This is a genomic window from Streptomyces aquilus, assembly GCF_003955715.1.
GTDB classification, from domain to species: domain Bacteria; phylum Actinomycetota; class Actinomycetes; order Streptomycetales; family Streptomycetaceae; genus Streptomyces; species Streptomyces aquilus.
Map to the genome: position 1 here is coordinate 2543496 of NZ_CP034463.1, position 15578 is coordinate 2559073.

The window sequence follows — 15578 nt, forward strand, 5'->3', positions numbered from 1 at the left end:
GGGAGCCGGAGATGCGGACAGCCCGACTGCGGACCGTGCACCCCGCCCAGAGGGCCGGCTGGGCCGCGCTCGCCGCGGGCGCGGTGCTGTGCGTCCTCGGCTGGTACGGCGTCTCCGGCGAGCGGTTCGCCGAACGCCAGCTCCCCTACCTGGCCTCCTGCACGGTTCCCGGCGCCGCGCTGATCGTCGCGGCCGCGGTCCTGCTGACGCACGGCCGGGACACGATCGCCGCCGCGCGCGTGGAGGAGCTGTACGGCCTCCTGGTGGCCGCCGAGCCGGAGACTCCCCAGGAGCCGGCGACGGCTCCCCTCGCGATCAGCGGGGACCTGCTGATGGTGCCGGGCGGCACGCTGTGGCACCGCGCGGACTGCCCGCTGGTGGCCGGGAAGGTGGAGGCCGTGCCGGTGGACGCGAAGCTGGTGGCGAGCGGCGAGCTGGGTGCCTGCCCCATCTGCGAGCCCGCCGAAGAGACCGACTGAAGCCCCGCGGCCGATGTCGTCCCTCACCTACGACCTCACGCTCGCCGGCCTCTCGGTGGGCAGCGCCGCCGCGCTGACCGGGATCGGTCTGATCGTGACGTACCGCGCGACGGGCGTCCTCAACTTCGCGCACGGGGCGATCGCGATGGTGTGCGCGTACGTGCTGCGGCAGTGCGTGGTGGAGTGGGGCTGGCCGCTGTGGGCGGGGGCGGCGGTGACGCTGTTGCTGCTGGCGCCGGGGCTGGGGGTGGTCCTGGAACGTTTCGTCTTCCGCCCCTTGTCGGTACTGGGCGGTGACCCCGCCCAGACCCTGGTCGCTTCCATCGGGGTGTTCGTGCTGCTGGTGGGCGGGGCGGCGCTGCTGTGGGGCCAGGGCGCGCGGGACGACGCGCCGGTGCTGGTGTCGTCGGACCCGTGGGGCCAGTTGGCGGTCGTACTGGTGCTGGCGGCGGGTGTGGGCTCAGTCATCCGCTGGACGCGCTTCGGACGTGAGCTGCGCGCGGTGGTGGACGACCGGCGGCTGGCCGTGCTGGGCGGGATCGACGCGGACCGGGTGGCGGCGGCGGGCTGGGCGTTCGGTGCGTTCACGGCGGGCCTGACGGGCGTGCTGCTGGCGCCGTACGTCCGCCTGGACCCGTACGGCCTGCCGCTGCTGGTCATGGAGGTCGTCGCGGTGGCGGTGGCGGCGCGGATGCGCAGCCTGCCGGTGGCGGTCCTGGTGGCCCTCGCCATCGGAGTGGGCCAGAGCCAACTGACGCGGCTGCACCCTTCCGGGTGGGCCGAACAGGTGCTCCAGTCGCTGGGCGCGAACCTCTTCGTGGTGGCCCTGTTGCTCGCTGCCCTGGTCCTCCCGCGCATCGGCACCCGGGACGCGCTGCCGCGCACGGCGACCGCGCGGGTGCCGACGCCGCCGGGCGCGTGGATCGTGGCCGTGGTGCTGTTCCTCCTCCCCCTGGGCTTCGCGGGCTCGGACCTGCACACGTCGGTGCAGGTGCCGGCGCTGGGCGTGGTGCTGCTGTCGCTGGTCGTGGTCACCGGCCGAGGCGGCCAGATCTCGCTCGGCCAGGCGGCGTACGCGGGCCTGGGCGCCCTGTTCACGGCGCTGCTGGCGGCGGGCCGCTTCCCAGGGCTGCCGCGGCTCCCCGAACTCGCGGCACTGGCCCTGGCGGTGCTCCTGGTGGCCCCTCTGGGCCTCCTCACCGGCTGGCCGGCGATCACCCGCCGCGGCCTGGCGCTGGCGCTGGCGACGTTCGCGGTGGGCGTGGGGGTGAGCCGCTTCGTCTTCGCCCAGCCGTACGCCACGGCGGGCCTGACACTGGGCCGCCCGGCGGGCTTCGAGGGGGACCGCGCCTACTACGTCCTGGAGTTGGTTCTCCTCACGGCGGCCCTGTGGGCGACCCGCCTGCTCCGCACGGGCCGTACCGGCCGGGCGCTGGCGGCGATGCGGGACCACGAGGCGGGAGCGTCGGCGGCGGGCGTCCGGGTACCGCGCCTGAAACTCCTGGCGTTCGTGGCGGGCGCGGCGCTGGCGGCCCTGGGCGGCGGCTTGCTCGGCATGGGTGTACGCGCCTTCGACCCCGGCGCCTTCGACCCCGTCCGCGGCCTGCTCTGGTTCGCCGCGGTCACGGTCCTGGGCGCCGACAGCACACTGGGCGCGTTGACCGCGGCGGCGTTGCTGGTCGGTTTGGACGCGGGGGCGAGGGGCGGGGTGGCGGCGGCCCTGATCGGGGTGCTGGCGGTGTTGGTGGGCCGGTTCCCGGGAGGGCCGTACGAGGCGCTGAGGACGGGGGCGGGGCGGCTGCGGCTGCGGCTGCGGAGAGGGGTGCGGCTGACGGCGGTGGGGATGGAGGTACGGGGGCGCGTGCGGGCGACGGCACGGACACGACGGTGGGCAGCCACCGCGGCGCCCTCACAAGCACCAACCGCACCCGCACCCGCACCCGCACCCGCCGACAAGGCCACACCCACCGATAGAGCCGCAACCGCCGACGGCGCCCAACCCCCACCAGGGCCACCCGCACCCGACCACGAAACCCGCACGGGCGGTCCGGGTGGGAAACACCACGCGGCCGCAGGCCGCGTGCTCACCACCCACGGCCTCCAAGCCCGCTACGACACCTTCACCGCCCTCGACGGAATCGACCTCACCCTCCCTCCCGGCCGCATCACCGCCGTCATCGGCCCCAACGGCGCCGGCAAGACCACCCTGTTCAACTGCCTCGCCGGCACCCACCACCCCACCCACGGTCAGATCCGCTACGCCGGCCGGGACATCACCCACCTCCCCGCCCACGCCCGCACCCGCCTCGGCATCACCCGCACCTTCCAACAACTCGCCGTCTTCCCCACCCTCACCGTCACCGAGAACGTCCTCGTGGGCGCCGAACAGACCCACACCCCCGACCCGTCCACCGCCACCCACCACGCCCTGAGACTCCTCGCCCTGGACGGCCCCCTCGGCACCCTCCCCGCCGCGGACCTCCCGACCGGCACCCTCCGCCGCGTGGAACTCGCCAGAGCCCTCGCCGGCGGCCCCCGCGTCCTCCTCCTGGACGAGCCCGCCGCCGGCCTCGACACCCCCGAAGTGGCCGCACTGGCCCGTGTCCTGAAGGCCCTCGCCGCCGACGGCACCGCCCTGCTCGTCGTCGAGCACGACCTCGACCTCGTCGCCGACCTCGCGGACGTCGTCCACGTCATGGCCGCGGGCCGCATCATCGCCTCCGGCCCACCGGAACACGTCCTGGACACCCTCGCCGCCCAGGAGCCCTCCGCATGACCACCCTCGCCCTACGCCACGCGCGCGTGCGCTACGGCCCCCTGGAGGCCCTCCACGGCATCACCCTCGCCGCCCCCGCCCCCGGCCTGACCGTCCTCCTCGGCCGCAACGGTTCCGGTCGTACCACCGCCCTGCGCGCCCTCGCCGGCACCGTCCCCCTGTCGGCCGGTGCCGTCGTCTGGGACGGCGCCGACATCACCGGTGTCCCCGCGCACGAACGCGCCCGCCGCGGCCTCCGTCTGGTCCCCGAGCGCCAGGCGGTGTTCGGCTCCCTCACCGTCCGCGAGAACCTCGAACTGGCCGCGCCCGCCCTCGCCCCCGCCTTCGAGGCGTACCCCCAGCTGGAGGCCCTCCTCCAGCGCCGCGCCGGCACCCTCTCCGGCGGCGAGCAGCGCATGCTCGCCCTCGCCCGCGCCCTGCTGACCCGCGCGCGCGTACTCCTCGTCGACGAGCCCACGCAGGGCATGTCCCCCACGGCGGCCGCCCGCACGTACGCCCTGCTGGCCGGTCTCGACGCCTGTGTGGTCGTAGCGGAACAACGCCTGCCACCGGCCCTGCGCGACGGCACAGCCGCGCACGCACCCGTCCTCGCCTACGAACTGCGCCGCGGCGCGGTCGTGTTCAGCGGAGAGGCGGCCGAGCGGACCCCGGATCGAGCGGCGCCCCGAACACGGCCCCGGCCCGGTCGCCGCCCTTCGCACTCCCCGAACCCTTCGGAATGACCAGCAACGTCCCCGGGTTCAGCCGGCCCGGAGAGCGCCCGATCATGTCCTTGTTGGCCTCGTACAGCGCCCGCCACCCACCCTGGACGCCGTACTCGCGGGCGAGCGCGGAGAGGGTGTCGCCGGGCTTCACCGTGTGCATCCGGCCCTGGAGCCCGTACCGGCGCGCACAGACGGGCCAGGCCTCCCAGCCCTGAACGGCCAGCACCTCCTGGGCGACGGCGATCTGCTGTTCCCGCGTGGCGAGGTCCGCGCGCGGGGCGTACGCCAGACCGCCGAACTCCTCCCAGGTGGGCTGCCAGAACTGGAGTCCGCCGTAGAAGCCGTTGCCAGTGTTGACATGCCAGCGGCCGCTGCTCTCGCACTCGGCGACACAGCTCCAGGGCCAGCCGTCGCGGGCGCAGTCGTACGGCACGGTCGTCGGGGGCGGGCCGGGGGCCGGGGGCGGCGGGGCGGCGTACGCGAGGGCCGGGGCCGCCCCGGCGAGCAGACAGACGGCGAGGAGCAGCTGGAGCGGCGTGCGGTACATCGGCCCACGCTAAGCGGCTCGCCCCGTGCCGCCGTCGATACGCGACCGGCGCGACCAGGGGCTCCACCCGGTCGGCGGACCGTCCGGGTGGAGCCCCGTACCCGGGACGTGCCCGGGAGGGGGGAGCGGCTCAGAGCGCGAGTCGCTGCCCGGGCACGATCAGGTCGGGATCACCGCCGATGACGGCCTTGTTGGCGGCGTAGATCCGCTGCCAGGTGGTCCCGTGGCGGGCGGCGATCGTGCTCAGCGTGTCGCCCGCGCGGACGGTGTAGTCGCCGCGGGAGGCGCCGCGGCCGGTGTGGCTCTGGGTACGGGCCGGCTTCTTCGACGGCTTGGACGAGGTGCCGGAGGCCGGAGCGCCGGCGGACACCGAGGGTGCGCTGCCGTGCGCCCCGGCCCGGGCGGAACAGGTCGGCCAGGCCCCCCAACCCTGGGCGCGCTGGACCTTGGTGGCGATCGCGATCTGCTGGGCCCTGGTGGCCCGGTCGGCCGTCGCCGCGTAGGCGGTGCCGCCGTACGCGCGCCAGGTGCCGGCGGAGAACTGGAGCCCGCCGTAGTAGCCGTTGCCGGTGTTGATGTGCCAGTTGCCGCCGCTCTCGCACCGGGCGATGCGGTCCCACACTCCGTCGTCCGCCGCTGCGGCGTTGCCGGTCGCGGCGAGCAGTCCGAGCGGGGCGAGCAGGGCCGCCCCGGCGAGAACCGCCGTCGTACGGGCTGTCGTACGGGCCGGAGTTCTACGAGCGTTGTCGTGAGCGATATCGGAACATTCGGACATGAAGTTCCCTCTCGAAGGACCCGGGGCCGCCCAAGGCGGACGAACCCGAGCGGTGCTCGTTGCACACGGCGGAGGAATCTAGAGAGGGTGACCGCCCGGTATCAACCAACTCCTCGTCATTCCAGGCCAGTTAACCGTTACCCCCGGTATCGACTTTTTTCGGACACCTACTTCATTCCCCGATTTCCTGATTTGTCGACCAGTCGGCCCAGTGATCTGTGAGCCACTTCACGCAACCAACTTCCTTTGGTTCCCTAGTACTTGACCCTGAGTGCCTGATTCCGGGCCGCCGGTGACCCGTTGCGCCGGATGGTTCGATTCCGTTCGCTCTGGGGCGTGACTCCCGCCACAGATCGCCCGTTGTCTTCTTCATGAGCCCGGGACCCACCCGGGCACCGCTTCCTGAGGGAGTCACCCGTGCCGCGCTTGCTCGACGTCAGCGACGAAGTTCGCGCCGAGATCGGCGACGAAGAAGCCGACCGGCTGCTCGCCGGAGACAACGCCCCCGGCAGTTACGACTGCACGTCCTGCCGCACCCCGGGCGACTCCGAAGCGGAGCGCACCAGCACCGTCCTGTTCATCGGCGACGAGACCGCGGTCCTCGCCTTCGCCCACGCGACCTGCCTGCCCTCCCAGGTCGTCCAGGTCACCGAGGAGCAGCTCCAGGGAGCCGTGCGGTCCATCACCGGCGACACCGTCGACCTGGAGCCCGACAAGGTCGTCCCCGAGCAGGCGGTGCTCGGCGTCACCAGCGGACTGGTGCTGATCGCCGGGGAGTTGCACCCGGCGCTCGTCATCGAGCCGACGGGCCCCATCGTGCGCCCGGGCGCGACCGGCGCCGGCGACGACTTCCTGCCGCTCCTCATCGAGCAGGGGTTCATGCCGGTCACCGAACTGTCCGAGGTGCCCCCGGTGTTGCACGGCTGGTCGGTGCTGCTCGCCATGGGCCAGCTGCACGCGGTGCTCCAGCCCTCGGCCAATGGCGGCCAGCCGGTGGCCTGGTGGCAGGCACACCAGCCGTTGCAGGTCACGGAGGGCTGGCGGGCCGCCGCCAACAAGCACCAGCAGGTGCTGATGTTCGCGGCGCCGGTGGGGTCGATCGGCCGTCAGCCGCGCGAGGACCTGCTGCGGGGCGCGATCGACAAGGCCGCGGCCAACGGCAAGCTGGTCGCCTCGGCCCTCCCGCTCGCGGGGACCTGAGCCCGACACCCCTCTGTGCGCCTGAACGCGACCGCATCTCCTGAACACCGCGGTCGTTTGGACATACGTGCACGCATACGACGTTCCCCGCCGCCCGTCCTTCCAGTCGATCCCGTCGTCGCGGTCGGCCCCGGACCCGCTGGGCGGCCCATCGGCCACGCCGATCTACGACGCGCTCTACGCCGAGTACGTCAGGTCCTTCCGGACTCTTCCGGGTGACCGCAGCGGCGAGGACGAGCTGGACTTCACGGCCTTCGGGAACCTTCCGCAGGGCTCGGAGTCGTACGGCGGGTACCGCCCGGGGTCGTTCAGCAGCTCGTACAGCGCCTACAGCGCGGGGGCGCACAGCGCCCGGGTCGGGCAGCAGTCGCAGTGGCAGCGCGTCGGCCAGGTCGGACAGCACGGCACGATGGTGCAGCACGTACCGGCGCTGCCACCGGGTCAGCGCCGGGGCTTCTGAGGAAGCGCGCACGAAGGGCGGCCCCCGTCTCCACGGGGGCCGCCCTTCGGCATGTCGTACGCCTGCCGCGCCTACTTCTTCTTGGCGCCGCGCTTCTCGCGCACCCGCACCGAGATATGGATCGGGGTGCCCTCGAAGCCGAACTCCTCGCGCAGGCGGCGCTCGATGAAGCGGCGGTAGCCGGCCTCGATGAAGCCGGAGGCGAAGAGCACGAACCGCGGCGGCTTGGTGCCGGCCTGGGTGCCGAAGAGGATGCGGGGCTGCTTGCCGCCGCGGATCGGGTGCGGGTGGGCGGCGACCAGCTCACCGAGGAAGGCGTTCAGCCGACCGGTCGGGACGCGCGTCTCCCAGCCCGCCAGTGCCGTCTCGATCGCCGGGACCAGCTTCTCCATGTGCCGGCCGGTGCGCGCCGAGACATTGACCCGGGGTGCCCAGGCGACCTGGCCGAGCTCGGTCTCGATCTCCCGCTCCAGGTAGTAGCGGCGCTCCTCGTCGAGGGTGTCCCACTTGTTGTAGGCGAGGACGATCGCGCGGCCCGCGTCGACCGCCATGGTGACGATGCGCTGGTCCTGGACGGAGATGTTCTCGGAGGCGTCGATCAGGATGACCGCCACCTCGGCCTTCTCGACGGCGGCCGCGGTGCGCAGCGAGGCGTAGTAGTCGGCCCCCTGCTGGAGGTGGACCCGCTTGCGGATGCCGGCGGTGTCGACGAACTTCCAGGTGACGCCGCCGAGTTCGATCAGCTCGTCGACCGGGTCCCGGGTGGTGCCCGCGAGTTCGTTGACGACGACGCGCTCCTCGTTGGCCACCTTGTTCAGCAGCGAGGACTTGCCGACGTTCGGGCGGCCGATGAGGGCGATGCGGCGCGGGCCGCCGACCGCGGTGCCGAAGGTCTGTTCGGGGGCCTCCGGCAGGGCCTCCAGGACGGCGTCCAGCATGTCGCCGGTCCCGCGGCCGTGCAGCGCGGAGATGGGGTGCGGCTCGCCGAGGCCGAGGGACCACAGGTAGGCCGCGTCGGACTCGCCGCTCTGCCCGTCGACCTTGTTGGCGGCGAGCACCACGGGCTTGCCGGCCTTGCGCAGCAGTCGTACGACCGCCTCGTCGGTGTCGGTCGCGCCCACCTTGGCGTCGACGACGAAGACGACGGCGTCGGCCGCCTCGATCGCGTACTCGGCCTGGGCGGCGACGGAGGCGTCGATGCCGAGGACGTCCTGCTCCCAGCCGCCGGTGTCGACGACCTTGAAGCGGCGGCCCGACCACTCGGCCTCGTAGGTGACGCGGTCGCGGGTGACGCCGGGCTTGTCCTCGACGACGGCCTCGCGGCGGCCGATGATGCGGTTCACCAGGGTCGACTTGCCGACGTTCGGGCGGCCGACGACGGCGAGGACGGGCAGCGGTCCGTGACCGGCCGCCTCGATCGCGCCCTCGACGTCCTCGGGATCGAAGCCCTCTTCCGCGGCGAGCTCCATGAACTCCGCGTACTCGGCGTCGCCAAGCGCTCCGTGGTCGTGCTGCTCGCCCGAGCCGTCGGAGTGGATGTGGTCGTTCATGAAGTCGGTACCTCGTCGTTCATCGTGGTGATCGGTGGACCAGCCGGTTTCTGTCGGTTTGATCCACTACTCAGTGTCGCCTAGCGGCCGGTTGACCGCCTGGCGTTTTCCAGGTGCGCGGTGAGCTGCTTCTGGATGCGCTCGGTCGCCTCGTCGAGCGCCTTGCGGGTGCGCCGCCCGGAGCCGTCGCCCGCCTCGAACGGGTCACCGAAGACCACGTCGACGCGGCTGCGCAGCGGAGGCAGCGCCTTTATCAACCGTCCCCGCTTGTCGGAACTTCCCAGCACGGCGACCGGGACGATCGGCGCACCGCTGCGGACCGCGAAGTACGCGAGCCCGGCGCGCAGCGCAGCGAAGTCACCCTCGCCGCGGGTGCCCTCCGGGAAGATGCCGAGGACTCCCCCGGCGGACAGCACGTCCAGGGCCTGGGTGATGGCCGTGCGGTCGGTGCCCGAGCGGTCGACCTTGACCTGGCCGATGCCGAGCAGGAACGGGTCCAGCGGGCCGACGAACGCTTCCTTCTTGATCAGGAAGTGGGTCGGCCGGGGCGCGACGCCCATGACCATGGGGCCGTCGATGTTGTGCGAGTGGTTGACGGCGAAGATCACCGGGCCGGACGCGGGCACCTTCCAGGCGCCCAGCACGCGCGGCTTCCACAGCCCGTACATCAGGCCGACGCCGATGCGCCGCCCGACCTCGGCGCCGCGCAGTGAAGGTGCGGTCACTTCCCGGCCCGCTTCTCCTCGACGAGGGTGACGACGCACTCGATGACCTGCGGCAGCGTGAGCTCGGTGGTGTCCACCTCGACCGCGTCGTCCGCCTTGGCGAGCGGCGAGGTCTTCCGGCTGGAGTCCGCCGCGTCCCGCTTGACCAGGGCCTCGCGGGTGGCGTTGACGTCGGCGCCCTTGAGTTCACCGCTGCGGCGGGCGGCGCGCGCCTCCGGCGAGGCGGTGAGGAAGATCTTGAGGTCGGCGTCGGGCAGCACGGTGGTGCCGATGTCCCGGCCCTCGACCACGATGCCCCGCTCCGCGCCGGCCGCGATCGACCGCTGGAGCTCGGTGATCCGGGCCCGCACCTCCGGCACCGCGCTGACCGCGCTGACCTGGGAGGTGACCTCCTGGGTGCGGATCGGTCCGGCGACGTCCGTGCCGTCGACGGTGATCGTCGGGTCGGCCGGGTCGGTGCCGGAGACGATCTCGGGCTTGCCCGCCACGGCGGCGATCGCGGACGGGTCCTCGATGTCGATCCCGTTGGTCACCATCCACCACGTGATCGCCCGGTACTGGGCGCCGGTGTCCAGGTAGCTCAGACCGAGCTGCGCGGCGACGGCCTTCGACGTGCTCGACTTGCCGGTGCCGGAGGGACCGTCGATGGCGACGATCACGGGCTGGGCGGCGCCGTTTTCCACGGGAGGACACCTTCCTGGTGCGGTGTGGTGGGGTGGCGGGGCATGAAAGTGCCCCGCACCAGGGTACTGGCTCGCCGGCGGCCTCCTTACGGGCGGAGGGCCGGGGCGCTCACTGCCGGATGGACCAGCCCCGCTCCCGGAGGGCCGCCGTCAGCACCGGCGCCGTCTGCGGCTCCACCATGAGCTGCACCAGGCCCGCCTGCTGCCCGGTCGCGTGCTCGATGCGTACATCCTCGATGTTGACCCCGGCCCGTCCCGCGTCCGCGAAGATGCGGGCCAGCTGACCGGGCTGGTCGTCGATGAGGACGGCCACGACCTCGTACGCCCGGGGCGCCGAGCCGTGCTTGCCGGGTACCCGCACCTGGCCGGCCTTCCCGCGCCGCAGGATGTCCTCGATGCCGACGGCGCCCACGTCCCGTTTGGCCGCGTCGGAGGACTGCAACGCGCGCAGGGCCTGCACCGTCTCCTCCAGGTCGGCGGCGACGTCGGAGAGCAGGTCGGCGACCGGTCCCGGGTTGGCGGACAGGATGTCGACCCACATCCGGGGCTCGGAGGCGGCGATCCGGGTCACGTCACGGATGCCCTGCCCGCACAGCCGTACGGCGGACTCCTCGGCGTTCTCCAGGCGTGCGGCGACCATGTTGGAGACGAGGTGCGGCATGTGGGAGACCAGCGCCACCGCGCGGTCGTGGGCGTCGGCGTCCATGACCACCGGCACGGCACGGCAGTGCGAGACCAGCTCCAGGGCGAGGTTCAGCACCTCGGTGTCGGTGTCCCGGGTCGGCGTCAGCACCCAGGGGCGGCCCTCGAACAGGTCGCCGGTGGCGGCCAGCGGGCCGGACTTCTCCCGGCCGGACATGGGGTGCGTGCCGATGTACGACGTGAGGTCCAGGCCCAGCGCCTCCAGCTCGCGGCGCGGACCGCCCTTGACGCTGGCCACGTCGATGTAGCCGCGGGCGAGGCCGCGCCGCATGGCGTCCGCGAGCACGCCGGCCACATGGGCGGGCGGGGCGGCGACGATCGCGAGGTCGACGGGCCCGTCGGGCGCCTCGTCGGTGCCGGCGCCGAGCGCGGCGGCGGTACGGGCCTGCTCGGGGTCGTGGTCGGAGAGGTGGACGGTGACGCCCCGGCTGACGAGCGCGAGCGCGGCGGAGGTGCCGATGAGTCCGGTGCCGATGACGAGTGCGGTCCTCACTGGGCGATGTCCTTGCGCAGAGCGGCGGCGGCACCGAGGTAGACGTGGTTGATCTCGGCGCGGGGCCGGTCGGACTCTATGTGCGCGAGGATCCGTACGACGCGGGGCATGGCGCCCTCGATGTCGAGTTCCTGGGCGCAGATCAGCGGTACGTCGGCGAATCCGGCGCCGAGCTTGCGGGCCGCGGCGGCCGGGAAGTCGCTGTGCAGGTCCGGCGTGGCCGTGAACCAGACGCTGATCAGATCGTCGGCAGTGAGGTCGTTCCGCTCCAGGACGGCGGTGAGGAGGGCTCCGACCTGCTCGTCCATGTGACCGGCCTCGTCCCGTTCGAGCTGGACGGCGCCCCGGACCGCTCGTACCGCCACGGCGATGCTCCTTGCTGATGTACGGCTCTTGGTACATCCAGCCTAGTCAGCCCGCGGGGGGCGGGTGTGCGGCGCCCGCCCCCTGAGACACCCGGGGCCCTTCACGGGGACTGTTGCTTGATGAGCTCCTCCAGGGACGCGGGCACCTCGCCGTTCGGGGTCAGCCGGTCGACGGCCTGCGGCAGTTCCTGGGCGAGCGCGTCGGCGGCCTGGTCCGGGGAGACGCCGGCCTCCTTGGCGACCTGCTGGAGGGTGTCGTCGGGCAGCGCCTGCTGGATCTGGGTGCCGGTCACCGACTGGTTCTCGCCGCTGCCGAGCCAGGACTCCTTCTGCTCGGCGAGACCGGACTTGGCGAGGGTGTCGAGCAGCCCGCCCAGCGGGTTGCCGCCGTTGCCGCCCTGCTTGCCGAGGGCGGAGAGCAGCGCGCCCAGGATGTTGCCCCCGCCGGAGCTGCTGCCCGAGCCGAGCAGAGTGCCCAGCAGGCCGCCGAGATCGTTTCCCGCCATGATCAAAAGCCTTTCGGGAGTGCGGACCCTGACAATGTCACCCGAATGTCACAGCTCCGCTACTTGGGGAGAAAACACACCGATGCGCCCCTGGACTCGGGGCCGGTGTTCCGCTCTCATGACAGGAAGCTCGCCTCGGGGGAGGCCCCTTTCATGAAGCGTTCCGGACCGCTGCTCACTCTTCTCGCGGGTCTGCTGGTAGGCCTGTTCATGCTGTCGCTCAACGCGACGACGGGCGAGAAGAAATCCTCGGCGTACGTCGAGGAGTCACCGAGCCCCAAGGCGTCACCGCCGCCCACGACTCGGTCCCCCTCTCCGTCGCCCTCGCCCTCGAAGTCGGCGATCCCGAACGCCGACTACGCCGGCCGCACCGACGACGACTCCTCCGCGGTGGCCGTGTCCCTGCGGGACGGCCGGGCGATCGCGTACTTCTGCGACGGCCGGGACAAGGAGTCGTGGCTCAAGGGCGACGTCGAGGACGACGGCACGATGAAGCTCACCGGCAAGGCCGGCGCCGAGCTGAACGGCACGCTCAAGCAGGGCAAGCGGATCAGCGGCACGGTCGACATCGGCGGCGGGCACTACACGTTCACCGCGGACAAGGCGATCAAGCCGTCCGGGCTGTACCGGGCGACGGCGACCGTGCGGAGCGCGAAGTTCGACGGCGGCTGGATCGTCCTGAAGGACGGCACCCAGGTCGGCATCCTCACGAAGAACGGCAAGCCCTCCCCCGCACCCGAGATCGACCCGGAGACCGGCGCGGTGACGGTCGACGGACAGCAGCTCACGGCCCGCCCCGTCACGCCCTGACCGCCAGCCAGCCCGTCCCAGGGAGCCGACCATGACCGCCGACCCGAACGCCGCCACGCAGGGCTTCCCGAGTCCGCCCCCCGACCACCACCGGCCGAGCGCGGCCCGCTATCTGGTCCCGGCCCTGGTCGCCGCCGCGGTGGCGGTCGCCCTCGGCGTGTACGGCAAGGTCCACGACCCGGCGGGCACCGCCTTCAACCTCGCCGGCTTCAGCAGCACGGGTGCGGTGAAGTCCTGGCTGGCGACGGTCGCGGTCTTCTTCGCGCTGGTCCAGTTCACCTCGGCGCTGATGATGTACGGCAAGCTTCCGGGCCCCGGCTGGTCCTCGACGCTGCACCGCTGGTCGGGCCGCGCGGCCTTCCTGGTGGCGGTGCCGGTGGCGGTGCACTGCCTGTACGCGCTCGGCTATCAGACGTACGAAACGCGCGTTTTCTGGCACTCCCTCCTGGGTTGCTTCTTCTTCGGGGCCTTCAGTGCCAAGATGCTCCTGCTCCGCTCGGAGCGCCTTCCCAACTGGCTGCTGCCGGTCGTCGGCGGGCTCGTCTTCGCCGCGCTCACGATCATCTGGCTGACCTCCGCCCTCTGGTTCTTCCGCACTTTCGGAGTGACGACATGACGATGCAAGGCCCGACGCGGCGTTCGGTGCTCCTCGCGACGGGCGCGGCGGCGTTCACCGTGGGGTGCAGCGAGTACGGCGACGAGAACGGCTCGGGCTCCGACACCGTGGAGGCCTCCCCCGGTACGGAGTTGGCGCGGACGGGCGACATCCCGGTCGGCGGCGGCACGATCTTCAAGGACGAGAAGGTCGTCGTCACCCAGCCGGAGAAGGGCGAGTTCAAGGCCTTCACCAACATCTGCACGCACCAGCAGTGCCCGGTGGCGAGCGTCTCGGGCGGCACCATCAACTGCAACTGCCACGGCAGCAAGTTCAGCATCAAGGACGGCTCGGTGGCCCACCCGCCGGCGACCCAGCCGCTGGCCGAGAAGAAGATCACGGTCGAGGGCGACTCGATCCGGCTCGCCTAGTCCCGCTAGTCCCACAGGGCTCCGAGGGTCACCAGTTCGCTCTGGTACTCGATTCGGTCCGCCCACTCCACGGGCCAGGCGTCGGCCCCGTGGTAGGCCCCCGCGAACGCGCCCGTCAGACAGGCGATGGAGTCGGAGTCGCCGGAGCTGCACGCGGCCCGCCGCAGCGCCGTCACCGGCTCGTCCACGAAGAGCAGGAAGCACAACAGCCCGGTCGCCAGGGCCTCTTCGGCGATCCAGCCCGCGCCGGTGGCCAGACAGGGGTCGGTCTCCGGCGAGACGGTACGGACGGCGTCCCGCAGCCGGTCCAGGATCGCCAGGCACTCGTCCCAGCCGCGCGCGATGAAGTGCTCGGGCGTGGGGTCCTGACTCCGCGTCCACAGGTCGCCGAGCCAACGCTCCTGGTAGCGGGTGCGGTTGTCGATGGCGTACGACCGCAGCAGCCCGATCAGCCCGGTCGGCTCGGCCCCTTGCGCGAGCAGCCGTACGGCGTGCGCGGTGAGGTCGGAGGCGGCGAGCGCGGTGGGGTGCCCGTGGGTGAGCGCGGACTGCAACTGGGCGGCGCCAGAACGCTGTTCGTCGCTCAGTCCGGGGGCGAGTCCGAGGGGGGCGACGCGCATGTTGGCGCCGCAGCCCTTGGAGTGGATCTGGCTGGCGTCCTGCCAGAGCCGGCTCTCGTCCTTCAGCAGATTGCAGGCGGTCAGACACGTACGCCCCGGCGCCCGGTTGTTCTCCGGGGACTGGTACCAGTTCACGAACTCCTCGCGCAGCGGCCGCTCCAGCCGCAGCGGCCCGAGCAGCCCGCGGTCCATGGCCGTCCGCAGTCCGTGCCCGAGAGCGAGCGTCATCTGGGTGTCGTCCGAGACGAACGCCTTCGTCGGCAGCGGCATCTCCCGCCACGGCCCGCACTTGGCGAGGATCGACGGGACGTCGTTGAACTCGGTCGGGAATCCGAGCGCGTCCCCCAGGGCGAGCCCGATCAGCGTGCCGGTCGCGGCACGCTTCTTGACGGTGGTGGCGGTCATGCGGGGCGTCCTTCCCGGGACGGTCGGAGGAGGGGCGGGTGCAGGGCGGTGGCCGGTCCCGCGCGGTAGAGGGCGGCCGGTTTGCCGCGGCCGCCGGTCAACCGGGCGGCGCCGGGGACCTGTTCGACGAAGCCGGGCGTGGCGAGCACCTTGCGGCGGAAGTTGGGCCGGTCGAGCGTGGTGCCCCACACGGTCTCGTAGACCTGCTGGAGCTCGCCGAGGGTGAACTCGGCCGGGCAGAAGGCGGTGGCGAGGCAGCTGTACTCCAGCTTGGCGCCGACCCGTTCGTGGGCGTCGGCGAGGATGCGGTCGTGGTCGAAGGCGAGCGGCCGGGCCGTGTCGTACGGCACCCAGCGGGCGTCGGCCGCGTCGCTGCCGCCGTGCGGTTCGGGTGCGTCGGGCAGCAGCGCGGCGAAGGCGACGGAGACGACCCGCATCCGGGGATCGCGGTCGGGCTCGCTGTAGGTGCGCAGTTGCTCCAGGTGCAGCCCGGAGACGTCGAACAGGCCGGTCTCCTCGGCGAGTTCACGCCGGGCGGCCGTCTCCGCGGACTCGGCGGGCTGCACGAACCCGCCGGGCAGCGCCAGGCTTCCGGCGTACGGCTCCTGTCCGCGCTCGACGAGCAGGACATGCAGGGCGCCCGCGCGGAGGGTGAGGACGGCGAGGTCGACGGTGACGGCGAAGGGTTCGTAGGCGTGCTTGTCGTACTCGGCCACATCCACCCCTCTCTCTTAATAGTCATTCAGACTATA

General features: G+C 72.5%; 18 protein-coding genes. 8 read left to right on the forward strand and 10 right to left on the reverse strand.

The features are described from left to right. Nucleotides 1-11: 11 nt before the first annotated feature. From EJC51_RS11740 to EJC51_RS11750, 3 genes are read left to right on the forward strand one after another with little or no spacing between them, the layout of a single operon-like run. Complete coding sequence (locus tag EJC51_RS11740) at nucleotides 12-479, forward strand: hypothetical protein (RefSeq protein WP_126271021.1); 468 nt, start codon at nucleotides 12-14, stop codon at nucleotides 477-479. Nucleotides 480-492: 13 nt separating this feature from the next. Further along, entirely contained in the window at nucleotides 493-3255 is a 2763-nt protein-coding gene (locus EJC51_RS11745; protein WP_126271022.1) for an ABC transporter permease subunit, read from the forward strand. Further along, nucleotides 3252-3977 carry an ATP-binding cassette domain-containing protein gene (locus EJC51_RS11750; protein ID WP_126271023.1) on the forward strand — a complete coding sequence of 242 codons (726 nt, stop codon included), beginning with the start codon at nucleotides 3252-3254 and terminating at the stop codon, nucleotides 3975-3977. The genes EJC51_RS11745 and EJC51_RS11750 overlap by 4 nt, the downstream gene beginning before the upstream one ends. On the opposite strand, the gene EJC51_RS11755 is transcribed toward EJC51_RS11750, so the two are convergent. Together EJC51_RS11755 and EJC51_RS11760 are read right to left on the reverse strand one after the other, a co-directional pair. Continuing rightward, nucleotides 3877-4506: a LysM peptidoglycan-binding domain-containing protein gene (locus EJC51_RS11755; protein ID WP_126271024.1), complete on the reverse strand. Its 630-nt coding sequence runs from the start codon at nucleotides 4504-4506 to the stop codon at nucleotides 3877-3879. The two genes, EJC51_RS11750 and EJC51_RS11755, sit on opposite strands and share 101 nt — an antisense overlap. Nucleotides 4507-4636: 130 nt before the next feature. Continuing rightward, complete coding sequence (locus EJC51_RS11760) at nucleotides 4637-5281, reverse strand: LysM peptidoglycan-binding domain-containing protein (RefSeq protein ID WP_126271025.1); 645 nt, start codon at nucleotides 5279-5281, stop codon at nucleotides 4637-4639. Between the two features lie 417 nt (nucleotides 5282-5698). Here EJC51_RS11760 and EJC51_RS11765 point away from each other — a divergent pair, with 417 nt between their 5' ends. Together EJC51_RS11765 and EJC51_RS11770 are read left to right on the forward strand one after the other, a co-directional pair. Further along, the gene (locus EJC51_RS11765) at nucleotides 5699-6481 is read left to right on the forward strand and encodes a hypothetical protein (protein WP_126271026.1); all 783 of its coding nucleotides are present in this window, start codon (nucleotides 5699-5701) and stop codon (nucleotides 6479-6481) included. Between the two features lie 67 nt (nucleotides 6482-6548). Next, nucleotides 6549-6941 carry a hypothetical protein gene (locus EJC51_RS11770; RefSeq protein WP_126271027.1) on the forward strand — a complete coding sequence of 131 codons (393 nt, stop codon included), beginning with the start codon at nucleotides 6549-6551 and terminating at the stop codon, nucleotides 6939-6941. Nucleotides 6942-7012: 71 nt separating this feature from the next. On the opposite strand, the gene der is transcribed toward EJC51_RS11770, so the two are convergent. The 6 genes from der to EJC51_RS11800 all read right to left on the reverse strand — a co-directional run bounded on the left by der (nucleotide 7013) and on the right by EJC51_RS11800 (nucleotide 11965). Continuing rightward, complete coding sequence (der, locus tag EJC51_RS11775) at nucleotides 7013-8491, reverse strand: ribosome biogenesis GTPase Der (RefSeq protein ID WP_126271028.1); 1479 nt, start codon at nucleotides 8489-8491, stop codon at nucleotides 7013-7015. Nucleotides 8492-8571: 80 nt separating this feature from the next. Next, entirely contained in the window at nucleotides 8572-9159 is a 588-nt protein-coding gene (locus EJC51_RS11780; protein WP_244363374.1) for a lysophospholipid acyltransferase family protein, read from the reverse strand. Between the two features lie 53 nt (nucleotides 9160-9212). Beyond that, a complete protein-coding gene (cmk, locus tag EJC51_RS11785; RefSeq protein ID WP_126271030.1) occupies nucleotides 9213-9899 on the reverse strand; it encodes a (d)CMP kinase in 687 nt (228 codons plus the stop codon). Between the two features lie 109 nt (nucleotides 9900-10008). Next, nucleotides 10009-11094: a prephenate dehydrogenase gene (locus EJC51_RS11790; protein ID WP_126271031.1), complete on the reverse strand. Its 1086-nt coding sequence runs from the start codon at nucleotides 11092-11094 to the stop codon at nucleotides 10009-10011. Beyond that, complete coding sequence (gene aroH / locus EJC51_RS11795) at nucleotides 11091-11459, reverse strand: chorismate mutase (protein WP_079310578.1); 369 nt, start codon at nucleotides 11457-11459, stop codon at nucleotides 11091-11093. The genes EJC51_RS11790 and aroH overlap by 4 nt, the downstream gene beginning before the upstream one ends. Before the next feature lie 101 nt (nucleotides 11460-11560). Continuing rightward, a complete protein-coding gene (locus EJC51_RS11800) occupies nucleotides 11561-11965 on the reverse strand; it encodes a YidB family protein (RefSeq protein ID WP_126271032.1) in 405 nt (134 codons plus the stop codon). 153 nt (nucleotides 11966-12118) lie between these two features. Between EJC51_RS11800 and EJC51_RS11805 the strand changes: the two genes are divergently transcribed. The 3 genes from EJC51_RS11805 to EJC51_RS11815 are packed head-to-tail and all read left to right on the forward strand — an operon-like array spanning nucleotide 12119 to nucleotide 13801. Continuing rightward, a complete protein-coding gene (locus EJC51_RS11805) occupies nucleotides 12119-12775 on the forward strand; it encodes a hypothetical protein (RefSeq protein ID WP_126271033.1) in 657 nt (218 codons plus the stop codon). A 31-nt stretch (nucleotides 12776-12806) separates the two neighbouring features. Continuing rightward, nucleotides 12807-13391, forward strand: a complete 585-nt coding sequence (locus EJC51_RS11810; RefSeq protein ID WP_126271034.1) for a DUF6529 family protein — start codon at nucleotides 12807-12809, stop codon at nucleotides 13389-13391. Further along, nucleotides 13388-13801 (forward strand): Rieske (2Fe-2S) protein, encoded by a 414-nt coding sequence (locus EJC51_RS11815; protein ID WP_126271035.1) that lies wholly within the window; start codon nucleotides 13388-13390, stop codon nucleotides 13799-13801. Before EJC51_RS11810 ends, EJC51_RS11815 begins: the two co-directional genes overlap by 4 nt. A gap of 5 nt (nucleotides 13802-13806) precedes the next feature. On the opposite strand, the gene EJC51_RS11820 is transcribed toward EJC51_RS11815, so the two are convergent. Together EJC51_RS11820 and EJC51_RS11825 are read right to left on the reverse strand one after the other, a co-directional pair. Next, nucleotides 13807-14826 (reverse strand): ADP-ribosylglycohydrolase family protein, encoded by a 1020-nt coding sequence (locus EJC51_RS11820; RefSeq protein ID WP_126271036.1) that lies wholly within the window; start codon nucleotides 14824-14826, stop codon nucleotides 13807-13809. After that, nucleotides 14823-15542 carry an NUDIX hydrolase gene (locus tag EJC51_RS11825; RefSeq protein ID WP_126271037.1) on the reverse strand — a complete coding sequence of 240 codons (720 nt, stop codon included), beginning with the start codon at nucleotides 15540-15542 and terminating at the stop codon, nucleotides 14823-14825. Before EJC51_RS11825 ends, EJC51_RS11820 begins: the two co-directional genes overlap by 4 nt. Between the last annotated feature and the right edge of the window lie 36 nt (nucleotides 15543-15578).